Below are 19868 nucleotides of genomic sequence, written 5' to 3'. Positions count from 1 at the left end.
GTTACAGAGCGCCTACAGCGGTCACGAACTTCTCCCAGGAGGAGGCCGCGTCGTCGGTCTGGTCGACGTCCACGCGCGTCAGGGCCTGCTGCATCGCGTCGTTGATCGCGAAGTACTTGGGTCCCTTGAACGGCGTGACGTCGACGGCGGCGGCCCGGTTGGCGAGGATCTCACCGGTGGGGGCGTCGTTGAAGAACGCGTTGGTCTGGCCCTGGAGCGTGTCGCTCTCGAGTGCATCGACCTGGCTGGGGAAGGTGCCCTTCGACTCGAAGGCCTTGATCTGCTGCTCGGGGGCCGTCAGCCAGTCCGCGAGCTTCTTGGCCTCGGCCTGGTTGTCGCCCTGGGTGGGGACGGTCAGGTAGGAGCCGCCCCAGTTGCCGCCGCCGCCGGGGAAGACATCAGCGATGTCCCAGCCCTCGACGCCTTCGGCGTTGCCCTCGATGATGCCCAGCATCCAGCCCGGGCAGAGCTTGGTGGCGAAGGCGTCGGACTGGAAGCTGGCCACCCAGTCGTCCTCCCACTGCGTGAGGTGCGCAGACAGGCCCTGGTCGACGGAAGCCTGCAGGACCTGCTCGTAGATGTCCTTGACCTCGGGGTTCTCGGTGGCGATGACCGTGCCGTCGTTGTCCTCGTAGGCGTTCTGCACCTGGTTGATCATGCCCTGGTAGGTCGCTCCTGCGGAGTCGAACCAGGCAACGCCGTCGCTCGCCGCGACGAACTTCTCGCCGGCGTCGAAGTAATCCTGCCAGGAGCCTTCGAGCAGCTCCGCGACGGACTCGCGATCACTCGGGAGCCCGGCCTTCTCGAACAGGTCGGCGCGGTAACAGACGGCCTGGGGCCCTGCATCCGTGCCGTAGCCGATGAGCGCGCCGTCCTCCGTCGTGGCGGCGGCGGTCTTCCAGTCGAGCCAGCGTCCCTCGACGGCCGGGTCGGAGAGATCCGCGAACTGGTCCGGGTACTCCAGCAGCTCGGGCAGCCAGTCGACCTCGATGCCCTCGATGTCGGAGAGGCCGGACCCGGCGGCGAGCCGCGTGGTGAGGTTGTCGCGGGCCTCGTTCGAGGTGGCGGCCTTCTTGTGCTCGATGGTGACGTTCGGGTTGAGCTCCTCGTATTCGGTGAAGAGCTCTTCGTAGCCGAATTCGTTGAACGTACCGACGGAAAGGGTGACCTCCTCGGTGCCGGTCTCCCCCTCCACTCCGGCGCTCGTGTCGCCGCCCGACCCACAGGCGGTGAGGGTCAGGGTGAGGCATGCCGCCGCGGCGGAGAGGGCGGTGATTCGTGCTCGGTTCTTCACGGGTGACTCCTTCGTCAACTCGGATCCTCCTGCGTCTGCAGCGGCTCCTGGATGGAACTTCCTGATGGCACCCGCGTCCGTCGGGGGCGCAGGCTGGAACGGTCGGCTGGTGCCTTTCCTTCACGAGGTCGAAGGCGCCGACGGACGTGGGAGCACATGGATGAGCTCCCCGCGGATGCGGGTGGTGGTAGCGGCGAGGAGTGCACCTCCTCCGGGAAGTAACCCCGGTGGGAGCGCTCTCACGCTATGTCCTCCATGGTGGCTGTGACGTACGACACTGTCAAGTGGGAGCGCTTCCACGGTGGCGCCGGCAACGGTGGGGCCAGCATCGCTGCAGGTCAGCGCAGTAATCCCGAGCCCGCCGCGACCGAATCGTTACAAAGAGCGCCTGCCGCGGGGCGGAATGCCCCGGCACTAGAGTGGCGGACGACCCCCGTCCCTCGACCCATCGCAGGAGCAGCACGCCGTGACCGACGAAGCCCTACCCCCCTGGACCATCACCCTCGGAGAACTCGACGAACGGATGGGGGTCGCCATCGTCGAGCAGTCGGTCGAGCGGGTGGTGGCGACCATGCCGGTCGAGGGCAACCGCCAGTCCTTCGGGCTCCTCCACGGTGGCGCGTCCCTCGCGGTCGGTGAAGCCGTAGGGTCGTGGGCCGCGGTGATCCACGCCTCGACGCTCGGCAGGACCGCCGTGGGCGTCGACGTGTCCGCTACGCATCACCGCAGTGTCAGGGAGGGCACCGTCACCATCACTGCCACGCCCATCCACCTCGGCCGCACCCTCACCACACACGAGGTGCTGATCACGGACGACGCCGGACGGCGCCTGTGCACGCTCCGCATCACCAACCTGCTGCTGGACCGGCCGATCCCGGGCACCGCGAGCTCCTGACCGGGCCGGCCCGCACCGGACAGCTCCGGACCCGGGGATCCGTTGTGCAACGTCGATGCAACGGACATGGTCCTACTGTGGGCTCCGGGCCGCTGAGGTCCGCACCCACGGAGTCCAAGGAGCTCGATGATGACTGATGACGCCCAGCCCCGCCAGGACGACCCGAAGGTCACGAAGCACGCGAGCGGCATCCGTGCGGCGACACTCCTCGCCGTTGTGACAACGGCAATAGCTGCACTGGTGGGCGGGGCGGCCGGGCCCGCCGCCGCCCACCCCAGGGACCCGGTCTCCTATGTCGCGCTCGGGGACTCGTATGCCTCGGGGTTCGGCGCGGGCCCCTACGTGAACGCATGCGGGCAGTCTCCTCGAGGGCTGCCCGGCCTCCTCGACGGCAAGAAGAGGGTGGACCTGACTGCCGATGCCACCTGCGCCGGCGCCAGCGCCAGAACGACCATCGAGCCAGGCGGCGCCCTCGACCTCCCGGAGCAGGTGGCCCAGGTCATCGAGCTGAAGGCCCTGACGGAGGACACGGACCTGGTCACCGTCTCGGCGGGCGGCAACGACGTCCGCTTCGGCGACGTGGTCACGGTGTGCGCCTCCCAGCCCACGGCGGTCTGCTCGCAGGCCATCGCGGCGGCGATCGCGACCCTGCCCCGCCTGGCCGACGACCTCGACGCACTCTACGCAAGCATCCGCGACGCCGCGCCGCATGCCACCGTCGTCGTCACCGGGTATCCGCATCTCTTCTCCCCGGAGTTCGGGAACGAGGTCATCTTCTCTTCCCCAGGATTCGCGGACGTGGTCGTCCCCCTGGCATCGCAGGAGGCCTTCAACGCGGGGACGGACACCCTCAACGCCCTCATCGAGCGTCACGCTGAGGCGTACGGCTTCGAGTTCGTGGACGTGGTGCCGGCCTTCGAGTCCCACGGCCTCGGCTCCCGCCACCCGTGGATCACCTTCCAGCTCGGCGCCGTCGACAGTCTGCACCCGACGGCGAAGGGCTACCGGTCCGGCTACTTCCCCGCGGTGCGCAGCTCCGTGAACCTGGCCCAGCTGCAGCGCTAGAGGGGCCAGGCGGGGTCCGTCAGGCGCGCCCTGACGCCGGTGAGCTCCTCCGGCGTCAGGCCTGCGTCGCGGAGGTATTGCGCGGCGTCGAGCGATGACAGCAGGTCCTCGAGTTGCCGGCGCGCCCGGGCGAGCCAGACCGCGAGCTCGGCGTCCGTCTTCGGCGTCTCGTGCGGCGTCGCCTGGCCGCGGTAACGCTCGTTCATGGTGAGGACGGCCCGCTCGTAGTCGGCGATGATCGCCGAGGTGCCGATGCCCGCCGCGCTGAGCAGCAGCGCGACCACGAGCCCCGTGCGGTCCCTGCCGGCGGCGCAGTGGATCACCACTCCCCCGGCCGGCGCCGCCGCAAACGCCCGGGCGACGCGGGCGAATTTCTCCGGCCACCGGCTGAGGTTCTCCCCGTAGTGCTCCGGGGAGCTGAGATAGGGCCCGCAGAGCGCCATGAACTCCTCGTCCGCCTGGTCCTCCGTGGGGAGGTTGAGGAAGGCGAACCGCTCGACCCCAGCGGGGCTGACAAGCGGGTCCGTTCCACGGCGGCCCAGTTCGAAGGGGTGGCGGAGATCGACGACGGTCCGGACGCCCTGTTCCCAGGCCCGGCGCCACCCCGCCTCCGTGAGCCACTCGTTGCGGCCCATGCGGTAGAGCCTGCCCGGCTGGACGGAGCCTCCGATGCCGCCGAGGTCCCGCGCGTTCACCGCGCCGTCCCACGGGGCGGCTACCGTCGCCGGTCCGGCGCCCGGGGTGGCGACGGCTGCCGTGTCGACGGCAGCGTCGAGGCCAGTGAGCGGAGTCGCGTCCATGGCCGAAGCGTAGCAACCGCCCCTGCGCGCCCACCGCGCGGTGGGGGCCTCGCACACCGGGGCATCGCCCGACCGGGAGGACCGGGCACCCCGCCCTGCCCGCGCCGCTAGACTCGACGGGTGACTTCAGAGCTCCCCGCCAAGGTATCGGACATCTTCGACCCCACCCGCTGGCGGGTCGTCACGGGCTTCGAGGACTTCACGGACCTCACCTACCACCGCCAGGTGGAGCGCGACGCCGGCGGCGCCGTCGTCCGCGACCTGCCCACCGTGCGGATCGCCTTCGACCGTCCCGACGTGCGCAACGCGTTCCGGCCCGGGACGGTCGACGAGCTGTACCGGGCCCTCGACCACGCCCGCATGACGCCCGACGTCGCCACCGTCCTGCTCACCGGGAACGGACCCAGCCCCCGCGACGGCGGCCACTCCTTCTGCTCGGGCGGCGACCAGCGGATCCGGGGGCGCGACGGCTACCGGTACGCGGAGGGCGAGACGAAGGAGACCATCGACCCGGCACGGGCCGGGCGGCTCCACATCCTCGAGGTGCAGCGCCTGATCCGCACCATGCCGAAAGTGGTCATCGCGGTCGTCAACGGGTGGGCCGCCGGCGGTGGGCACAGCCTGCACGTCGTCGCGGATCTCACCATCGCCTCGGCGCAGCACGGCAGGTTCAAGCAGACCGACGCCACCGTGGGCAGCTTCGACGCGGGCTATGGCTCGGCCCTCCTGGCCCGCCAGATCGGCCAGAAGAAGGCGCGGGAGATCTTCTTCCTCGCCCGCGAATATTCCGCCCAGGACATGGTGGACATGGGCGCGGTCAACGAGGCCGTGGACCACGAGGAGCTGGAGGCGACGGCGCTCGCGTACGCCGCCGACATCGCACGCCAGAGCCCGCAGGCCCTCAGGATGCTCAAGTTCGCGTTCAACCTCGCCGACGACGGCCTCGCCGGCCAGCAGGTCTTCGCGGGCGAGGCGACCCGCCTCGCCTACATGACGGACGAGGCGGTGGAGGGCAAGGAGGCGTTCCTCGAGAAGCGCTCCCCGGACTGGTCCTCGTTCCCCTACTACTTCTAGGAGCGGCGTGGAACTCCTCCCCGTGCACACCCCCGAGGGCTTCGACGCCCTCGGATTGCTCGAGCCCCTCGCCGCAGCCCTCGCCGGTGAGGGTCCCGCCGTCGCCCCCCATGCAGCGGCTGACCAGGTGTTCCCGGGCGACCTGCCCCATGACGGGATCGGGGCGGTCCTCAGCACCTCGGGATCGACGGGGACTCCCAAGCAGACCATGCTCGGCGTCGACGCGCTCGCGGCCTCGGCCATGGGCACCGCGTTCGCCCTCAAGGCGGAGGGCCAGTGGCTCCTCACGCTGCCGGTGCACCACGTCGCGGGCTTCCAGGTCCTCGTGCGCTCCCTGTATGCCGGGACGCAGCCCTGGGTCATGGACACCTCCGCCGGGTTCACGCCGCAGGCCTTCACCGACGCCGCCGCCGAACTGACCGACCGCGTCCGGTTCACCTCCCTGGTGCCCACGCAGCTCCACAGGCTGCTCACGGACCCGTCGTCCGAGACGCTCCGGCTGCTGCGCCGCTTCGACGCCATCCTGCTCGGGGGAGCACCGGTCGGGGCGTCCCTGCGGTCCCTCGCCCGGAGCCAGGACCTGAGGATCGTCGAGACCTACGGAATGAGCGAGACCTGCGGCGGGTGCGTCTACGACGGGACACCGCTCGACGGCGTCGAACTCCGCTCGGTGGACGGCCGCCTGCGCATCGGCGGCCCCGTCCTCGCCGACGGATACCTCGATGCCCCGCGACTCACCGAGGAGAAGTTCGTCTCCGTCTCCGGTCAGCGCTGGTTCGTGACCGACGACGCCGGGGACGTGGCGACGGACGGATCCGTGACCGTGCACGGCCGGCTCGACGACGTCATCATCACCGGTGCGCTGAAAGTCTCGGCGACAAGGGTCTCCGACGTCATCCAGGCGCTGCCCGGCGTCGAACAGGCCATGGTGCTCGGGATCCGCAGTGAGGAGTGGGGCGCCGCCGTCGCCGCGGCGATCGTCGGCGAGATCGACGCCGAGATCATCCGGCAGGCGGTGCACGTCGAACTGGGACCGCAGGCCGTGCCCAAGGTCATCCTGACCCTGGACGCCCTTCCCCTGCTGCCGGGCGGCAAGCCCGACCGTCGGGCCATCCACGCGCTCCTCGAACGCGCCTAGGCGTTCGACGCCATTCCGTAGCACGCATCCGATCCGAAGGACTGACCCGTGGCGACTGCCGCTCAGTGGCTCGAAGGAGCCCGCCCCCGCACGCTGCCGATGGCGTTCGCCCCCGTGATCGTCGGAAGCGCGGCCGCCTTCGGGCTCGGATCCTTCAAGCCCGTCAATGCCGCGCTCGCGCTCATCGTCTCGGTGCTGCTGCAGGTCGGCGTGAACTATGCGAACGACTACTCGGACGGCGTCCGCGGGACGGACGACGTCCGCGTGGGCCCACTGCGCCTCACCGGCTCGGGCGCGGCGCAGCCCCGGCACGTCAAGCTCGCTGCGTTCGCCTGCTTCGGCCTCGCCATGCTCACCGGGCTGGGCCTGATCCTGCTGTCGCAGGCGTCATGGATCCTGCTGCTCGTCGGCGTGGGCTGCATCGCGGCCGCGTGGGGCTACACGGGTGGCAAGAACCCGTACGGATACCTCGGGTTGGGCGACGTGTTCGTCTTCGTGTTCTTCGGGCTGGTCGCGACCCTCGGCACCACGTTCACGCAGGCGGGCCAGCTCAGCGCGGCCGCGTGGACCGGCGCTGTCAGCACGGGGCTGATCGCCATGGCCCTGCTGATGGCCAACAACGTCCGGGACATCCCCACCGACACCGTCGTGGGGAAGAGGACCCTGGCCGTGAGGCTCGGCGACACGGCCGCGCGGATCAGCTACGTGATCATGCTCGCCGCCGCCGTCCTGCTGCCGTCGCTCCTGAGCGGCGAGTATCCGTGGATGCTGCTCGTCCTGCTGCTCGTCCCGGCGTGCCTCAGGCCGAGCCGGCTGATGCTCACGGGCAGCCAGCGCATGAGCCTGATCCCGGTCCTCAAGCAGACGGGGCTGATCAGCCTGGCGTTCAGCATTCTGTTCACGGCGGGGATCGTGGTCACGCGGACCCTCGCCTGACGTGGCGCTCGCCCGCCCGACGACGCCGCGGTGGGAGTCAGGCGGCGTCGCGGCGGGGCTTGCGGTCGGCGTTGACGGGGGTGTTGGGGTCCAGCGCGTCCTCGGCGGCGGCGTCGTCGAGCTCGACGGCCGTCCGGACCGGCGGGGCGCCGGGCGTCATGCGGCGCTGCAGGGAGGCCGCGGCGGCATCCCGGAGATCCCGCGCGAACAGGTACGTCACGCACCACGCGAGGATGGCGGCCACGACCGCCGAGAGGAACAGTCCGAGCCCCAGCAGCACGCTCGCCACGTAGAAGACGACGATGAGGAGCAGTCGGAGAGCAGTGAATTTGAGGAAGGGCACTCTCCAAGTTTACTCGCCTACAATTGGCGCATGCCCCGCCTCCTGCTGTTCGCCGCGATCCTCGGAGTCGCCGTCATCATCTATGCATTGATCGACTGCGTCATGAGCCGAAAACACGAAGTGCGGAGCATCTCGAAGACCGCGTGGTTCATCACCATCCTTCTCCTTCCGCTCATCGGAGCGGGTATGTGGTTCCTGCTGGGCCGTCCGCGCACGGAGCGGCCCCCCGGTCCCCGCCGCCCGGCACCCCGCCATCCGACGGCCCCCGACGACGATCCCGCCTTCCTGCAGAACCTCGAGGCCCAGCGCTGGCAGCAGGCCCGCGAGCAGGAGAGGCGCCGCCGCGAGCAGGAGCAGAAGGAGCGCGAGGCGAAGGCCCGCGAGGCCGGGGAGAACAAGCCCGCGGAGGACGGCAAGCACGACGGCGGAGACGACAACGACGACGCCGGGCCGGGCCCCACAGGCGCGCGCCAGCCCTGACGGGCGCTCCTCACAAGCGATTGCTCGACGGGCATGCCCACCGACCGAGGAGGTCGGTGGGCATGTCGGTTCATGCCCACCGGAGTCCGCCGGTCGGTGGGCATATTCCGCGCCAGGAGAGCCCCTCGCACAGTCCGCGAGAGCCTCTCGCACAATCCGCGCCGGGAAAGAGCCCCTCGCACAATCCGCACTGGTCGCAGGACCCTCGACGACGGACACCCCCACCGACCGACGAGGTCGGTGGGCATGTCGGTTCATCCCCACCGAAGTCCGTCGGTCGGTGGGCATATTCTGCGCCAGGAGAGCCCCTCGCACGATCCGCGTCGGGAGAGAGCCCCTCGCACAATCCGCACTGGTCGGGTGAGACCCTCCACGACAGACACCCCCACCGACCGAATGAGGTCAGTGGGCATGTCGGTTTATCCCCACCCAAGTCCCTCGGTCGGTGGGCATATCGCGCCGAAGACCCGGACACCCTGGCACCCTGGCACCCTGGCACCCTGGACACGGAACCCGGACACAGGAGATCCCCGCAGCTGCTGCTGCGGGGCTCTCCTGTGTCCGGGCTGGAGAACCGTGGTGGCTCCCCGTCGCTCGTCTATACCCCCGAGTAGCTGTGGAGGCCCGAGAAGTAGATGTTGACGATCGTGAAGTTGAAGACGATGCAGAGGTAGCCGACGATCGACAGCCAGGCGGCACGCGTCCCCGTCCACCCTCGTGTTGCGCGGGCGTGGAGGTAGCCGGCGTACACGGTCCAGATCACGAAGGTCCAGACCTCCTTGGTGTCCCAGCCCCAGTACCGGCCCCAGGCCTGCTCGGCCCAGATGGCGCCGGCCATGAGGGTGAAGGTCCAGCCCACGAACGCGATGGCGTTGAGGCGGTAGGCGAGGTTCTCGAGGCTCAGCGCGGACGGCACCAGCCGCAGGAACCGGGCCGAATCCGCCTTGCCCGCGAGGAGCTTCGCCTCACGCGAGGACTGGAGCAGCTGCAGCACCGACATGGCGAAGGTGATGGTGAACAGCGCGGAGGCGGCGACCGCGATGGAGACGTGCACGATCAGCCAGTAGCTCTGGAGCGCCGGGATCAGCCGCGCGACAGGGGTGGGGAACCCGACGGTGGCCGCGCACAGCATGACGACGACGAGGCCGATCACGAAGGACCCGACGAAGCGGAGATCCTTGCGGGTCAGCGTGACGAGGAAGATCACGGCGACGAGGAATGCACCGGTGGTGCAGAACTCGTACATGTTGCCCCACGGCACACGGTTCGCTGCGACGCCTCGGGTGACGACGGCAGCTCCATGGATGACGGCGGCCAGCACGGTCAGGGCGACCGCGATGCGGGCGGCACCGCGCCGTGGCCCCGAGCCGTAGTCCATCGAGTCGTCGGCCGTCGCGGGACCGGTCGACGCGTCGGTCGACGACGCGCCCCGCCGCGCACCGACGCCGGCGAGGGCCGGTGCGGCCAGTTCCGCGGCGAGCCGGGCCTCGAGTGAGCCGATGGTCTTGCTCGACCGCACGAGATCGAGCACGAAGAAGATCAGGGCCACCACATAGGCGATGGAGGCCAGCAGCATGAGGAGCTCACTGACCTGCCCGAGCTCTGCGTTGACTGGTTGTGGCATCAGTTGTCCTTTGCGTTGTGGTGCGACTGCCCCGTGCCTGCCGACGACGCGGCCTCCGGCACCTTATATTCTCCCGTGCCGCCGTCGGGCACCAACCAGCGGTCCCTGAGCAGCTTCTCGACGGCCTCCCCCTCCGCGGGCAGTCTGTGGTCCTCGCCGCGCGCGAGCAGCCCGTACTCGACCATGAGACGGCCGTCCGGGTGCTCCCCGGTGCGGACCCAGAGCCTCCGGCGTCCGATGAACAGCGACGCAGTCAGCCCGAGCAGTGCGAGGGTGGAGAAGACGAGCGCGCCGACCTCCCCCGGATCGTGGTGGATGTCGAGGGCGACGTAGCGCTTCAGCCCGTCGAACGTGACCGATCCCTTGCCCTCGGGCAGGTCGTAGGTCTGGCCCACGCCGAGCACGATCCCGCCGTCGTCGCTGGTACGGCTGTTCAGTTCCGTGAGGTCCTCGGTGTCCAGCACGTACACGTTCTCCGGAGTGCCGTCGTCGAGCCCCAGGTCCCCGTAGTAGGAGTTCAGGTTGAGCTGCGGGTTGAAGGGGTCCGGGTCGCGGGAGAAGGACACGCCCTCCTCGTCCACGAACGCGGTGGGGAGGAAGAACCCCACGAACCCGAGCTGGTCCGGCTTCGCGTCCGGAGCCTTGATGACGATGAGCGACGTGTAGAGGCCGTCCGACGGGACCGAGACGACCGGGCCCTGGGAAGCGATGTTGCCCTCGCCGTCGCGCACCGTGACCACCGGCGCGTAGCCGTTGCCGACGAGGTACACGTTCGTCCCGCCGATCGTGAGCGGCGCGTTGACCTTGAGGACCCGGGACTCCTCTGCGGCGCCGGGACCGTCCTGGGTGGTCACGTTCGCGGTGAAGTCCAGGGGCTGGCCGTAATGGCTCTCCTGGTCACGGTCGAAGCGGACGTCGAAGGAGTCCAGCCGGAGGGAGTACGGCTCGAGCCGCTCGTCGGAGAAGTTGGAGCCCGGGCTGAAGGAGTCGTAGCCGATCAGGGTGTTGACGAAGCTGTCACCCTCCACGACGATCTTCTGCCCGTTGTACCCGAACAGCCCTCCGACGGCCACCGAGACCAGGACCCCGATCAGGGAGGTGTGGAACACGAGGTTCCCGAGCTCCTTGGCGAGTCCGCGCTCGGCGCCAACCGAAGGGCGGTCCGTCCCGGCGTCCCGCACATCCACGCGGTAGCCGCGCTTCCGGAGGATGGCGGCGGCCTGCTCGGCGGCGGTCGCGGGGGTGAGCCCCGCAGCACGCGCCTGGTCCGACGGCACCTCGAGCGTGCCGTGGACGGGCAGGCGTGAGAGCCGCTTCGGCGTGCGGGGCGGCTTCGAGCGCACGGCGCGGAAGTGCGCGATCGCCCGGGGAATCACGCACCCGATGAGCGAGACGAAGAGCAGGAGGTAGATGGCCGAGAACCAGACCGACGAGTAGACGTCGAACAGCTGGAACCAGTCGAGGATGGGCCCCGTGTCCGGGTTGTCCTGGATGTACTGCGTGACGACGGCCGGATTGGCGGGGCGCTGCGGGAACAGTGAGCCGGGAACCGCGGCGACGGCGAGCAGCAGGAGCAGGAAGAGCGCAGTGCGCATGCTCGTGAGCTGCGTCCAGGCCCAGCGGAGGGTCCCGAGGAACCCGAGGGAGGGCAGGACGACGTCGGACCGGGACGGCGCGGCGCCCGGCCTGTCCCTCGTGTCCTGCGTGACGTCCTGCTTCACTGTGGGCCTTCCATCAAGTCGTTTCGATTCCGTGCCGTGCGCCCCCGCCGATCAGATCGGGAGGACGACGTTGCCGATCAGCAGATCCTGCAACTGGGTGATCCAGAGGTTCCAGACGCCCGTGACCATGAGGACGCCCACGAGCACGAGAAGTCCGCCTCCGGAACGCTGGAGGAGGAGCCGGTGCCTCCGGAAGAACGCGAGTGCACCCATGCCCCGCCGCACGCCGAGGGCGATCAGCAGGAACGGCAGTCCGAGCCCGAGGCAGTACACGAAGGTGAGGACAGCACCCTTCAGGGCCGTGGCGTCGTTGCCGGAGATGGCGAGCAGCTGCACCGCACCCAGGGTGGGACCGATGCACGGCGCCCAGCCGAGCCCGAAGGTCACCCCGAGGAGCGGAGCGCCCAGGAGTCCCGCCGGCACCCTGGCGTGGAGGCGGCTCTCCCGCTGGAACCAGGAGAACCCGCCCATGAAGATGATGCCCAGGAGGATCACGATCACGCCGAGCACCTGGAGGAGCCACCCCTGGGAGACCCGAAGGAAGGCCCCGAGCTGGCCGAAGAGCGTGCCGTAGGCCATGAAGACCACCGAGAAGCCGAGGACGAACAGGCCGATCCCCGCGAGCATGCGGCCCTTCTTCTGTTTCTCGAGATCGACGCCGGTCAGCCCCGTCACGTATCCGAGGTAGCCGGGGACCAGGGGAAGGACGCAGGGCGAGGCGAAGGAGACGAGTCCCGCCAGGAGTGCGACGGGCAGTGCCAGCAGCATGGAGCCGTTCAGGACGGCGTCGGCGAAGGCGTTGCCCACGGCGAAGGGCGTCGACGCGGCCAGGGGCCCCGTCATCGGCGTTCCTGGCCCCGCGCGCTATTCGGCGAGGGCATCGGAGATCAGGGCCTTGAGCGTGCTGCGGTCGGCGAGTCCGAGGATCCGGGCCGAGACGCGCCCCTCGCGGTCCAGCACGATCGTGGTGGGGACAGCCTGCGGCGGGACGTACTGCGTCATGTCCAGCAGCACGCCGCCGTCCTTGTCGTCGAAGCTCTGGTACGGGATGTCGAAACTCCGCTCGAAGGCTTCCGCCGTGGCCTTCTCGTCGCGGATGTTCACGCCGTAGAAGGCCGCGCCCTGCGGGGCGTAGTCCTCGTGCAGGGAGACGAGGTCGGGGGCCTCCTCACGGCAGGGGGCACACGCGGCGTACCAGAAGTTGAGCACGGTGACCTGGCCGTCCCAGTCGGCACTCGACACCGCGGTGCCGTCGAACAGGGTGCCGGAGACCTCGACGGGCTCTCCCCTGTCGCTCACCGCGTACTCGGTGACCGAGCCGTCGCCCGCGATGTAGTTCTTGCCGTCTCCCGCGGCGGCCTGCTGGGCCAGGGGATCCTCCGCTGCGCAGGACGTCACCCCGAGCGAGAGCGGCAGGGCGAAGGCCAGCGCCATCCGCAGCCTGAGCAGGCGGCGGCGCGGTGCGGGACGGAGGGGTGGAGTCACGGCTTCTTCCGTTGATTTCTACGACGTGTAGTAATTCTATTACGCGCCGGGGACATTCGCCGCCTCGGGCAGCAGGTCAGCGCACGGCTCGGCGTAGCGCACCCGTCGGATGGCCCCGCCATCGAAGTCGAGGGACGTGATGGACGTGAGCGTGCACTCGCGCTGACGAGGGTCGTGCCAGAGCCGGCGGTGCTCGGCAGCCAACCGCGTGACCCAGATCGGGAGCTGGTGACTGATCAGAACGGCCTCGGCGGGCCGGTCCGAGCCCTTGTCGGCGCTGAGCTCGAGGGCCAGGCGCCGTGCGTCGTGGATCCCGGCCATCATGCGTTCGACCTGCGCCCGGTAGGGCTCGCCCCATGACGGGCGGAGGGGGTTGACGAGCAACGGCCAGTGGCGAGGGTGCCGGATCCTGCTCTTGATCCCCGACATCCCCTCGAAGCGGTTCTCCGCCTCGATGATGCGTTCATCGGTGGAGATGGCGAGCCCGAGGGTGTCCGCGAGCGGCCGTGCGGTCTCCTGCGCGCGGTCCAGCGGCGAGGCCACCAGATGCACGATGTCGGCGCCGTCGTCGCGCTGTTCCTGGAAGTGTCGGGCCATCTGGGCGGCCATCCGACGGCCGAGGTCGGAGAGATGGAACTCGGGGAGCCTCCCGTAGAGGACCCCCTCGGGGTTGTGGACCTCACCGTGGCGCACCAGGTGGACGGTTGATCGCTGCATCCTTCCAGTTTCGCGCATGCCGTGCGCGACAGCCAATCGACCCCTGCACCGGCTTTTGTTGAACCTTTGACGGATTCGCGGAATAAAACATGCATATGCATGCTTCTGGTATCTGTAAGCACCCGTACGCCCCCCATCCTCAGGAGTTCTCCATGACTGTTCCCTCAGGCCTCACCTCCGGCACCTGGTCCTTCGACCCCTCCCACAGCGAGGTGGGCTTCAGCGTCCGCCACGCGGGCATCAGCAAGGTCCGCGGCTCGTTCCAGGACGTCGACGCCGCGCTCACCGTGGGCTCGTCCCTCGAGGACTCGAGCATCTCCGCGACCATCAGGACCGCCTCCTTCACCTCCGGCGACGAGAACCGCGACGGCCACGTCAAGGGCGCCGACTTCTTCGACGTCGAGCAGTTCCCCGAGATGACCTTCGTCTCCACCTCCCACGAGGGCTCCGGCGAGACCTACAAGATCAACGGTGACCTCACCATCCGCGGCATCACCAAGCCCGTGGTCCTCGACGCCGAGTTCAACGGCGTGGCCGTGGATCCCTTCGGTGCCACCCGCGCGGGGGTCTCCGCCTCCACGAGCATCTCCCGCAAGGACTTCGGCCTCACCTGGAACGCGGCCCTCGAAGCCGGCGGCGTCCTCGTGGGCGACAAGGTGACCATCACGATCGAGGCCGCCTTCGTGGCGCCCGCGGTCGCCACGGTCTGATCCGTCGCCTCCGGGCCCGGCGCCCGGCTGCAGGCCCGACGGCCGGCATCGCCATCACGGCGACGCCGGCCGTCGGCGTTTCGACACGCCGTCACCAGGAGCCTGCGGACTAGGCTGACGGTGACCACATCCACGATCGGCGCGTCCATGGGGGGCACCATCGGCCGGATGACCACCACCTGATCAGCGAAGGACGCGACGATGAGCACACCACAGGACAACCCGAACGGGCCGAACGGCGGGGCCGGCTGGAACCCTCCGGCATCGGGCGGTAACCAGAATCCCTCGTCCCCGCAGGCCCGGTCGCCGTACGGGCGGCAGGACGACGGCCTCCAGTCCCCGAACTACGCCTACCCGACGTCGGGTGCTCCCGGCGTCGCCGAGAAGGGACCGGCACCCAAGGAGGTCCAGCGGGCCTATTACCTCATCCTCGCCGCGGGTGTCGTGTACCTGGTGTCGTCCATCATCTCGGCCCTGACGACGGAGGTGCCCGATATGGCGGGAGCAGCGGTCGGGGTCGGGATCGGCGTGCTCATCTCGGTGATCATCGCAGCCCTGTACGTCCTCCTGGCCGTCTTCATCCGTCGGGGCCGGAACTGGGCACGAATCACCGCGACCGTCCTCGCCGCGCTCAGCGTGCTCGGCACGCTTGCCACCGTCCTGCTGATGCCCATGCTCGCCGCCGCCGCGGAGTCGGCCGGACAGCCGGTGGCCGATACACCCGTGCTGTCCGTGGTGTCCAGCGTGCTGGTCACGCTCCTCCTCGTCGCCGGCGTCGTCCTGACCTACCTGAAGCCGTCGCGGCCGTACTTCGCGCCGCAGAAGTTCGGGTACTGAGAACGGGGCTTACGCAGAACCCTGCCTACTGGGCGCGGGAGATCGGACCGAGGTCCGGCTCCTGCGCCCTTTGCGCGTGATAGGCCAGGATCTGCAGCTCGGTGGACATGTCCACCTTGCGCAGCTGGACGTGCGGCGGCACCTGCAGCACTACGGGCGCGAAGCTGAGGATGCTGCAGATCCCCGCCGTGACGAGCCGGTCGCACAGCTCCTGGGCTACCGGCGCCGGGACTGCGAGCACCGCCATGTTGGTCCGGGTCCGCTCCAGCACGGTCTCGAGGTCGTCCACGGCGCTGACCCGGAGGTAGCCCACCTCGGAGCCGATGACGAGTTGGTCGGCGTCGAAGAGCGCCACGATCTCGAAGCCGCGCGAACCGAACCCCGAGTACCCGGCGAGGGCCCGTCCCAGGTTGCCCGCGCCCAGGATCGCGACACGCCAGTCGAGCGTCAGTCCCAGGGCGACCGAGATCTGCCGGTTGAGGTACTGGACGTCATAGCCGACGCCCCGGGTGCCGTAGGACCCGAGGTAGGACAGGTCCTTGCGGAGCTTGGGCGAGTTCACTCCGGCGGCGTCCGCGAGCTCCTCGGAGGAGACCCGCTCGATGCCCTCGGCGAGCAGGGAATTCAGGGCCCGCAGGTAGATGGTGAGGCGGGCGAGAGACGCGGGAGGGATGTGGCGCGCCGCCTCGTCCACGCGGTGAAGGCCTGGCATGTCCGGCGTTGTCACTGTCATCGGCTCCGTTGCTAGCACCGCCGATCCCCGGTGCGGGAGCCGCGGTTCCGTGAACCCTCGGCGTCGGGGGCGGAAGTACCACCACTGTATGCCGCCGAGGCGGGGCCTCCAAGCCGGACGACGGGCGGCCGCGAGCTAGCGCCGACCAGGTTCGGCGAGGGTCGGCCGGAGTCCGTCAGGGGGCGGCCAGCAGCCGTCTCAGCCTCGCCTCGTCGATCGACCAGAAGTCGCGCTGGACGCCGTCGATGAACAGGACGGGCAGTTCCTCCGCGAAGCGTGCACCGAGCACGGGGGCCTCGGTTGCGCTCACCTCACGCCAGCCCAGTCCGAGGTCGGCGGTCACCCGCCGCACGACGGCGCGGGCGTCCTCGCAGAGATGGCACCCGTGGCGGGTGAGGAGCACGACGCCGACACCGGGCAGCTCCGCAGGAGATTCCATCCCCCCACGGTACTGCGATCGTGCGGCGTCGGCCGAAGAATTAGACTCGGGGCATGCCGGACGCCGCCCGGGTCACGCACCCGATCCTCCAGCCTTCGGCGACAGTCGCGGGAGAAGCAGCTTTCTTCGACGTGGACAACACGCTGATGCGCGGCGCGAGCCTCTTCCATGTGGGCCGCAAGATGTACCAGCGCAAGGCGTTCACGCTGCGCTTCGCCGCGGGCCTGGCGTGGAAGCAACTCCGCTTCATCATGCGCGGCGAGACGATGACCGATGTGAATTCCGTGCGCGACGCCGCCCTCGCCTTCGCGATCGGGATCGCCCACGAGGACGTCCTGGCCCTGGGCGAGGAGGTCTACGACGAGATGATCGCCTCGAAGATCTGGCCCGGCGCGCGAGCCCTCGCCGAACAGCACCTGAGCTCGCACCGGCAGGTCTGGCTGGTGACCGGCACCCCCGTGGAGGTGGCGGGCGTGATCGCGAGCCGCCTCGGACTCACCGGGGCCCTCGGCACCGTGGGGGAAGTCGCGGACGGCCTGTACACCGGCAGACTGGTCGGCGAGTTCCTGCACGGGCCGGCCAAGGCCGTAGCCGTGCTCGAGTTGGCGCAGCGGGAGAACCTGGACCTCACGCGCTGCTGGGGCTACAGCGACTCCTACAACGACATCCCGCTGCTGAGCGCCGTCGGGCACCCGGTGGCGATCAACCCGGACAGCCGGCTCCGCCGCCATGCCCGCACGAACAACTGGCCCGTCTACGACTTCCGCAGCGGACGGCGGGCCGCGACCCTCGGCCTGCGCGCCGCCACCGTCGTCGGGTCCGCCTACGGGCTGTGGCGCGGGTACTCCCGGTTCAGGCCCCCCTGACCTCCGGAACGTCGGTCGAAAGACCCCGCGAACGACGACGGCCCGGGTTCCACGCGGAGAAGCGGGAATCCGGGCCGGTCGGCATATTCCGGCGCTGGGCCGGACTACTGCCTACTTCTTGTTGCGACGCTGGTGACGGGTCTTGCGAAGCAGCTTGCGGTGCTTCTTCTTTGCCATACGCTTGCGGCGCTTCTTGATTACTGAACCCATAGAGTCCTCACAAACTGTTGTGTTGCCAGGGCGGACTGCGGCGAGATGCCTCGAGACACGCCCCGGTGATGACGAAAGACGCGTGCCTGCTGGCAGTTGCCCGTGTGATGCACTAAGTCGGGCGGGCTCGAGACCCGCCCAAAACGCTCCTTAACAGGGTACATCCGTTTGGAGAACCCGCGGACGACCGGCGATCAGGCGCTCGCGGACTGCCCGTCGACCTGCGCCCGGTGGAGGAACCCCTCGACCGCGGATTCGGGGACACGGTAGGAGCGGCCGAACTGGACGGCGGGCAGGTCTCCCGCGTGGACGAGCCGGTACACGGTCATCTTCGAGACACGCATGAGGTCGGCCACTTCCGCGACCGTCAGGAACTGCACATCCGAGAAGTTGTTCCCGTCTGCCATCTCACCACTTTTCCTTTGCATGGAGGCTTGCACTTCACCCTCGGGCGGCATCGAGGCCGCTGCCCGGGTGATCGTTCGGCGTGTCGCCTTGTAGCAAGAGGATAATCCGCCTGAAGGATCACTCTAGTGGCTGAAGTGACTGGAGTGAAAGACGGCCGATCGGCCTACGACGACGGATCGCGCCGCCGGCGCAGCTGGGCCAGCAGGTCCGCCGCGCGTTCCGCCGCGCGGCCCATGGTCCGGCCCATCGGGGGACGCGGTGCGTCGCTTCCGCCAGGGGTCGACGGCGTCGCGAGGACCGCGGCGGCCAGCACCGTCGTGTCCGCCGTGCCCGGCGCGTCGATCGTCTCCGGTTCGAGCGCGGCGACGACCTCGGCGACCGTTGCGACGTCCGGGGACGGCCGATCCTTGCGGGCGTCCCCGGCGACCGCGGGAGTCGCCGGGCCCGCTGCCGCCTCGAATCCGCCGAGCCAGTCGCGCACCACGCCGAGCGGCGCGGTGTCGAGCGAGTAGTAGCGCTTCTGCCCCTGCGCACGCATGCTCACCAGACCCGCCTCACGCAGGACCTTCAGGTGCTTCGACACTGTCGGCTGACTGACCTGCAGCTCGATCACGAGCTCCCCCACCGCCCTGTCGCCGCCGCGCAGGTTCTCGAGGATCTGCCTGCGTGTGCCTTCGGCGATGACGGCGAATACATCATCGATTCCCATTCGCCTACCCTAACGATATATACGCCGCAGGGCATCCGGACGCGACCGGCGGGTCCCGGTCAGTCGAACCAGGGGTCCAGTCCGTGGAGCGGGAAGAGGGCCTTCCGGGTCGCCATGACCGTCCGGTCGAGATCGTCATTGGGGTCGTAGCCGACTTCCCACGAGCGCCACCAGATGTCCGCGCCGTCACCCATCAGGCGGGGCGCTTCCACACCGTGCCGCTCGAGCACGTACTCCCGCCACGCGGCCGGGACTGGGGTCGTGGGGCCCGTCGGTGCACCGGCGGCCACCGCGACGAGCAACGACCAGGACCGCGGCACCACGCTCGCCAGGGCGTACCCTCCTCCCCCGGTCGAGATCCACCGTCCGCCGCACAGGCGGTCCGCCAGGTCCCGTACGCCCACCATCAGCGCGTGCTGGGCATCGACGCTGACCCGCAGGTTCGTCAGGGGGTCCTCGCGGTGCGAGTCGCAGCCGTGCTGGCTCACGATGACCTCGGGTGCGAAGGCCCCGGCGAGTTGCGGCACGACGGCGTGGAAGGCCCGCAGCATCGCCGCGTCCCCGGCGACGGTGGGCAACGCGACGTTCACCGCGTACCCCTCCGCTCCGGGACCCCCGATCTCACTGGCGAAGCCGGTGCCCGGGAAGAGACTCATGCCCGTCTCGTGCAGGGAGATCGTCATGACCCGGGGGTCGTCCCAGAAGATGCTCTGCGTCCCGTCGCCATGGTGCGCATCGACGTCGATGTACAGGACGCGCTGGACGCCGCGGTCGAGCAGTCGCTGGATGGAGGCCGCGGCGTCGTTGTAGATGCAGAAACCGCTGGCGCGGGACCGCGCCGCGTGATGCATCCCGCCGCCGAAGTTCACCGCCCTGACGGCGGAGCCCCGGAGGATCGCCTCGGCCGCGTCGAGCGACCCGCCGGCGAGCCGGGCGCTGGCCTCGTGCATCCCGGCGAAGGCGGGGGTGTCCTCCGTGCCCAGGCCCCTCGCGGCGTCCGAGGCACCCGGGTCGCTGCTGACCCGCCGGACGGCCCTGATGTAGTCGGCGCTGTGCACCGCCGACAGCTCGTCGTCCGAGGCCACGGGCGGAGCGGCGACCGTCACGCCGTCGAGGTCCAACAGCCCGCAGTCGCGCGCGAGGCGGGCGGTCAGGTGCAGCCGCTCCGGGTTCATGGGATGCTGCCCGCCGAAGTCGTAGGCCAGCATCGACTCGTCCCAGGCGACCTGGAGGGGCACCGCCGACCGTGAGTGCGTAGACATTCCTGAAAGGCTACGCGATGCGGGATATCTCCACGACGCGCAGCGGTGAGATGCTTTACTACTGCAAGGGACAATCAGGCATGGTTTCGCGCCGGTACGGCGGAAGGACCAGCGGACAGGGC

Annotated in this window: 23 protein-coding genes; 9 read left to right on the top strand and 14 right to left on the bottom strand. The window is 69.6% G+C overall.

The features are described from left to right. Position 1: 1 nt before the first annotated feature. On the bottom strand, positions 2-1294 hold the full coding sequence (locus ACX80F_RS10660) for an ABC transporter substrate-binding protein (RefSeq protein WP_459336366.1): 1293 nt from the start codon (positions 1292-1294) through the stop codon (positions 2-4). Positions 1295-1817: 523 nt separating this feature from the next. Between ACX80F_RS10660 and ACX80F_RS10655 the strand changes: the two genes are divergently transcribed. Then, the gene (locus tag ACX80F_RS10655) at positions 1818-2189 is read left to right on the top strand and encodes a hotdog fold thioesterase (RefSeq protein ID WP_459336481.1); all 372 of its coding nucleotides are present in this window, start codon (positions 1818-1820) and stop codon (positions 2187-2189) included. A gap of 126 nt (positions 2190-2315) precedes the next feature. Then, on the top strand, positions 2316-3254 hold the full coding sequence (locus ACX80F_RS10650; protein WP_459336365.1) for an SGNH/GDSL hydrolase family protein: 939 nt from the start codon (positions 2316-2318) through the stop codon (positions 3252-3254). Here the strand turns inward: ACX80F_RS10650 and ACX80F_RS10645 are convergent. Continuing rightward, the gene (locus ACX80F_RS10645; protein WP_459336364.1) at positions 3251-4054 is read right to left on the bottom strand and encodes a tyrosine-protein phosphatase; all 804 of its coding nucleotides are present in this window, start codon (positions 4052-4054) and stop codon (positions 3251-3253) included. The genes ACX80F_RS10650 and ACX80F_RS10645 overlap by 4 nt on opposite strands. 120 nt (positions 4055-4174) lie before the next feature. Here ACX80F_RS10645 and ACX80F_RS10640 point away from each other — a divergent pair, with 120 nt between their 5' ends. From ACX80F_RS10640 to ACX80F_RS10630, 3 genes are read left to right on the top strand one after another with little or no spacing between them, the layout of a single operon-like run. Beyond that, on the top strand, positions 4175-5128 hold the full coding sequence (locus ACX80F_RS10640) for a 1,4-dihydroxy-2-naphthoyl-CoA synthase (protein WP_459336363.1): 954 nt from the start codon (positions 4175-4177) through the stop codon (positions 5126-5128). A 7-nt stretch (positions 5129-5135) separates the two neighbouring features. After that, positions 5136-6266, top strand: a complete 1131-nt coding sequence (locus tag ACX80F_RS10635) for an AMP-binding protein (RefSeq protein ID WP_459336362.1) — start codon at positions 5136-5138, stop codon at positions 6264-6266. 48 nt (positions 6267-6314) lie between these two features. After that, on the top strand, positions 6315-7202 hold the full coding sequence (locus ACX80F_RS10630) for a 1,4-dihydroxy-2-naphthoate polyprenyltransferase (RefSeq protein WP_459336361.1): 888 nt from the start codon (positions 6315-6317) through the stop codon (positions 7200-7202). A 37-nt stretch (positions 7203-7239) separates the two neighbouring features. Here the strand turns inward: ACX80F_RS10630 and ACX80F_RS10625 are convergent, their stop codons facing one another. Further along, positions 7240-7545: a DUF4229 domain-containing protein gene (locus ACX80F_RS10625; protein WP_459336360.1), complete on the bottom strand. Its 306-nt coding sequence runs from the start codon at positions 7543-7545 to the stop codon at positions 7240-7242. Between the two features lie 30 nt (positions 7546-7575). Here ACX80F_RS10625 and ACX80F_RS10620 point away from each other — a divergent pair, with 30 nt between their 5' ends. Next, complete coding sequence (locus tag ACX80F_RS10620) at positions 7576-8025, top strand: PLD nuclease N-terminal domain-containing protein (protein WP_459336359.1); 450 nt, start codon at positions 7576-7578, stop codon at positions 8023-8025. 598 nt (positions 8026-8623) lie between these two features. On the opposite strand, the gene ccsB is transcribed toward ACX80F_RS10620, so the two are convergent. The 5 genes from ccsB to ACX80F_RS10595 all read right to left on the bottom strand — a co-directional run bounded on the left by ccsB (position 8624) and on the right by ACX80F_RS10595 (position 13572). Next, complete coding sequence (gene ccsB, locus ACX80F_RS10615) at positions 8624-9649, bottom strand: c-type cytochrome biogenesis protein CcsB (protein WP_459336358.1); 1026 nt, start codon at positions 9647-9649, stop codon at positions 8624-8626. Then, a complete protein-coding gene (resB, locus tag ACX80F_RS10610; protein WP_459336357.1) occupies positions 9649-11370 on the bottom strand; it encodes a cytochrome c biogenesis protein ResB in 1722 nt (573 codons plus the stop codon). The genes ccsB and resB overlap by 1 nt, the downstream gene beginning before the upstream one ends. Positions 11371-11421: 51 nt before the next feature. Then, positions 11422-12177 (bottom strand): cytochrome c biogenesis CcdA family protein, encoded by a 756-nt coding sequence (locus ACX80F_RS10605; protein WP_459336480.1) that lies wholly within the window; start codon positions 12175-12177, stop codon positions 11422-11424. 57 nt (positions 12178-12234) lie between these two features. Next, positions 12235-12804 (bottom strand): TlpA family protein disulfide reductase, encoded by a 570-nt coding sequence (locus tag ACX80F_RS10600; protein WP_459336479.1) that lies wholly within the window; start codon positions 12802-12804, stop codon positions 12235-12237. Between the two features lie 90 nt (positions 12805-12894). Then, the gene (locus tag ACX80F_RS10595) at positions 12895-13572 is read right to left on the bottom strand and encodes a histidine phosphatase family protein (protein WP_459336356.1); all 678 of its coding nucleotides are present in this window, start codon (positions 13570-13572) and stop codon (positions 12895-12897) included. A 152-nt stretch (positions 13573-13724) separates the two neighbouring features. Here ACX80F_RS10595 and ACX80F_RS10590 point away from each other — a divergent pair, with 152 nt between their 5' ends. Together ACX80F_RS10590 and ACX80F_RS10585 are read left to right on the top strand one after the other, a co-directional pair. Continuing rightward, positions 13725-14282: a YceI family protein gene (locus ACX80F_RS10590; RefSeq protein ID WP_459336355.1), complete on the top strand. Its 558-nt coding sequence runs from the start codon at positions 13725-13727 to the stop codon at positions 14280-14282. A gap of 201 nt (positions 14283-14483) precedes the next feature. Continuing rightward, entirely contained in the window at positions 14484-15119 is a 636-nt protein-coding gene (locus ACX80F_RS10585; RefSeq protein WP_459336354.1) for a hypothetical protein, read from the top strand. Positions 15120-15144: 25 nt separating this feature from the next. On the opposite strand, the gene ACX80F_RS10580 is transcribed toward ACX80F_RS10585, so the two are convergent. Then, positions 15145-15831, bottom strand: a complete 687-nt coding sequence (locus ACX80F_RS10580) for a redox-sensing transcriptional repressor Rex (protein WP_459336353.1) — start codon at positions 15829-15831, stop codon at positions 15145-15147. Positions 15832-16027: 196 nt separating this feature from the next. Continuing rightward, on the bottom strand, positions 16028-16291 hold the full coding sequence (locus ACX80F_RS10575; RefSeq protein ID WP_459336352.1) for a glutaredoxin family protein: 264 nt from the start codon (positions 16289-16291) through the stop codon (positions 16028-16030). Positions 16292-16344: 53 nt separating this feature from the next. Here ACX80F_RS10575 and ACX80F_RS10570 point away from each other — a divergent pair, with 53 nt between their 5' ends. Continuing rightward, positions 16345-17157 (top strand): HAD family hydrolase, encoded by an 813-nt coding sequence (locus ACX80F_RS10570; protein WP_459336351.1) that lies wholly within the window; start codon positions 16345-16347, stop codon positions 17155-17157. A gap of 111 nt (positions 17158-17268) precedes the next feature. Here ACX80F_RS10570 and ACX80F_RS10565 read toward each other — a convergent pair whose 3' ends face one another. The 4 genes from ACX80F_RS10565 to ACX80F_RS10550 form a co-directional block, all read right to left on the bottom strand. Further along, the gene (locus ACX80F_RS10565) at positions 17269-17367 is read right to left on the bottom strand and encodes a 30S ribosomal protein bS22 (RefSeq protein WP_003792170.1); all 99 of its coding nucleotides are present in this window, start codon (positions 17365-17367) and stop codon (positions 17269-17271) included. Between the two features lie 194 nt (positions 17368-17561). Further along, positions 17562-17774, bottom strand: a complete 213-nt coding sequence (locus ACX80F_RS10560) for a helix-turn-helix domain-containing protein (protein ID WP_459336350.1) — start codon at positions 17772-17774, stop codon at positions 17562-17564. A gap of 164 nt (positions 17775-17938) precedes the next feature. Then, positions 17939-18484, bottom strand: a complete 546-nt coding sequence (locus ACX80F_RS10555; protein WP_459336349.1) for an ArsR/SmtB family transcription factor — start codon at positions 18482-18484, stop codon at positions 17939-17941. Between the two features lie 59 nt (positions 18485-18543). Continuing rightward, positions 18544-19746, bottom strand: a complete 1203-nt coding sequence (locus ACX80F_RS10550; RefSeq protein WP_459336348.1) for an acetoin utilization protein AcuC — start codon at positions 19744-19746, stop codon at positions 18544-18546. Positions 19747-19868: the final 122 nt, after the last annotated feature.

This window comes from Arthrobacter sp. TMS2-4, assembly GCF_054511075.1.
Note: the sequence above shows the minus strand (reverse complement) of the source record. Positions and strands in the feature narration are given on the sequence as shown.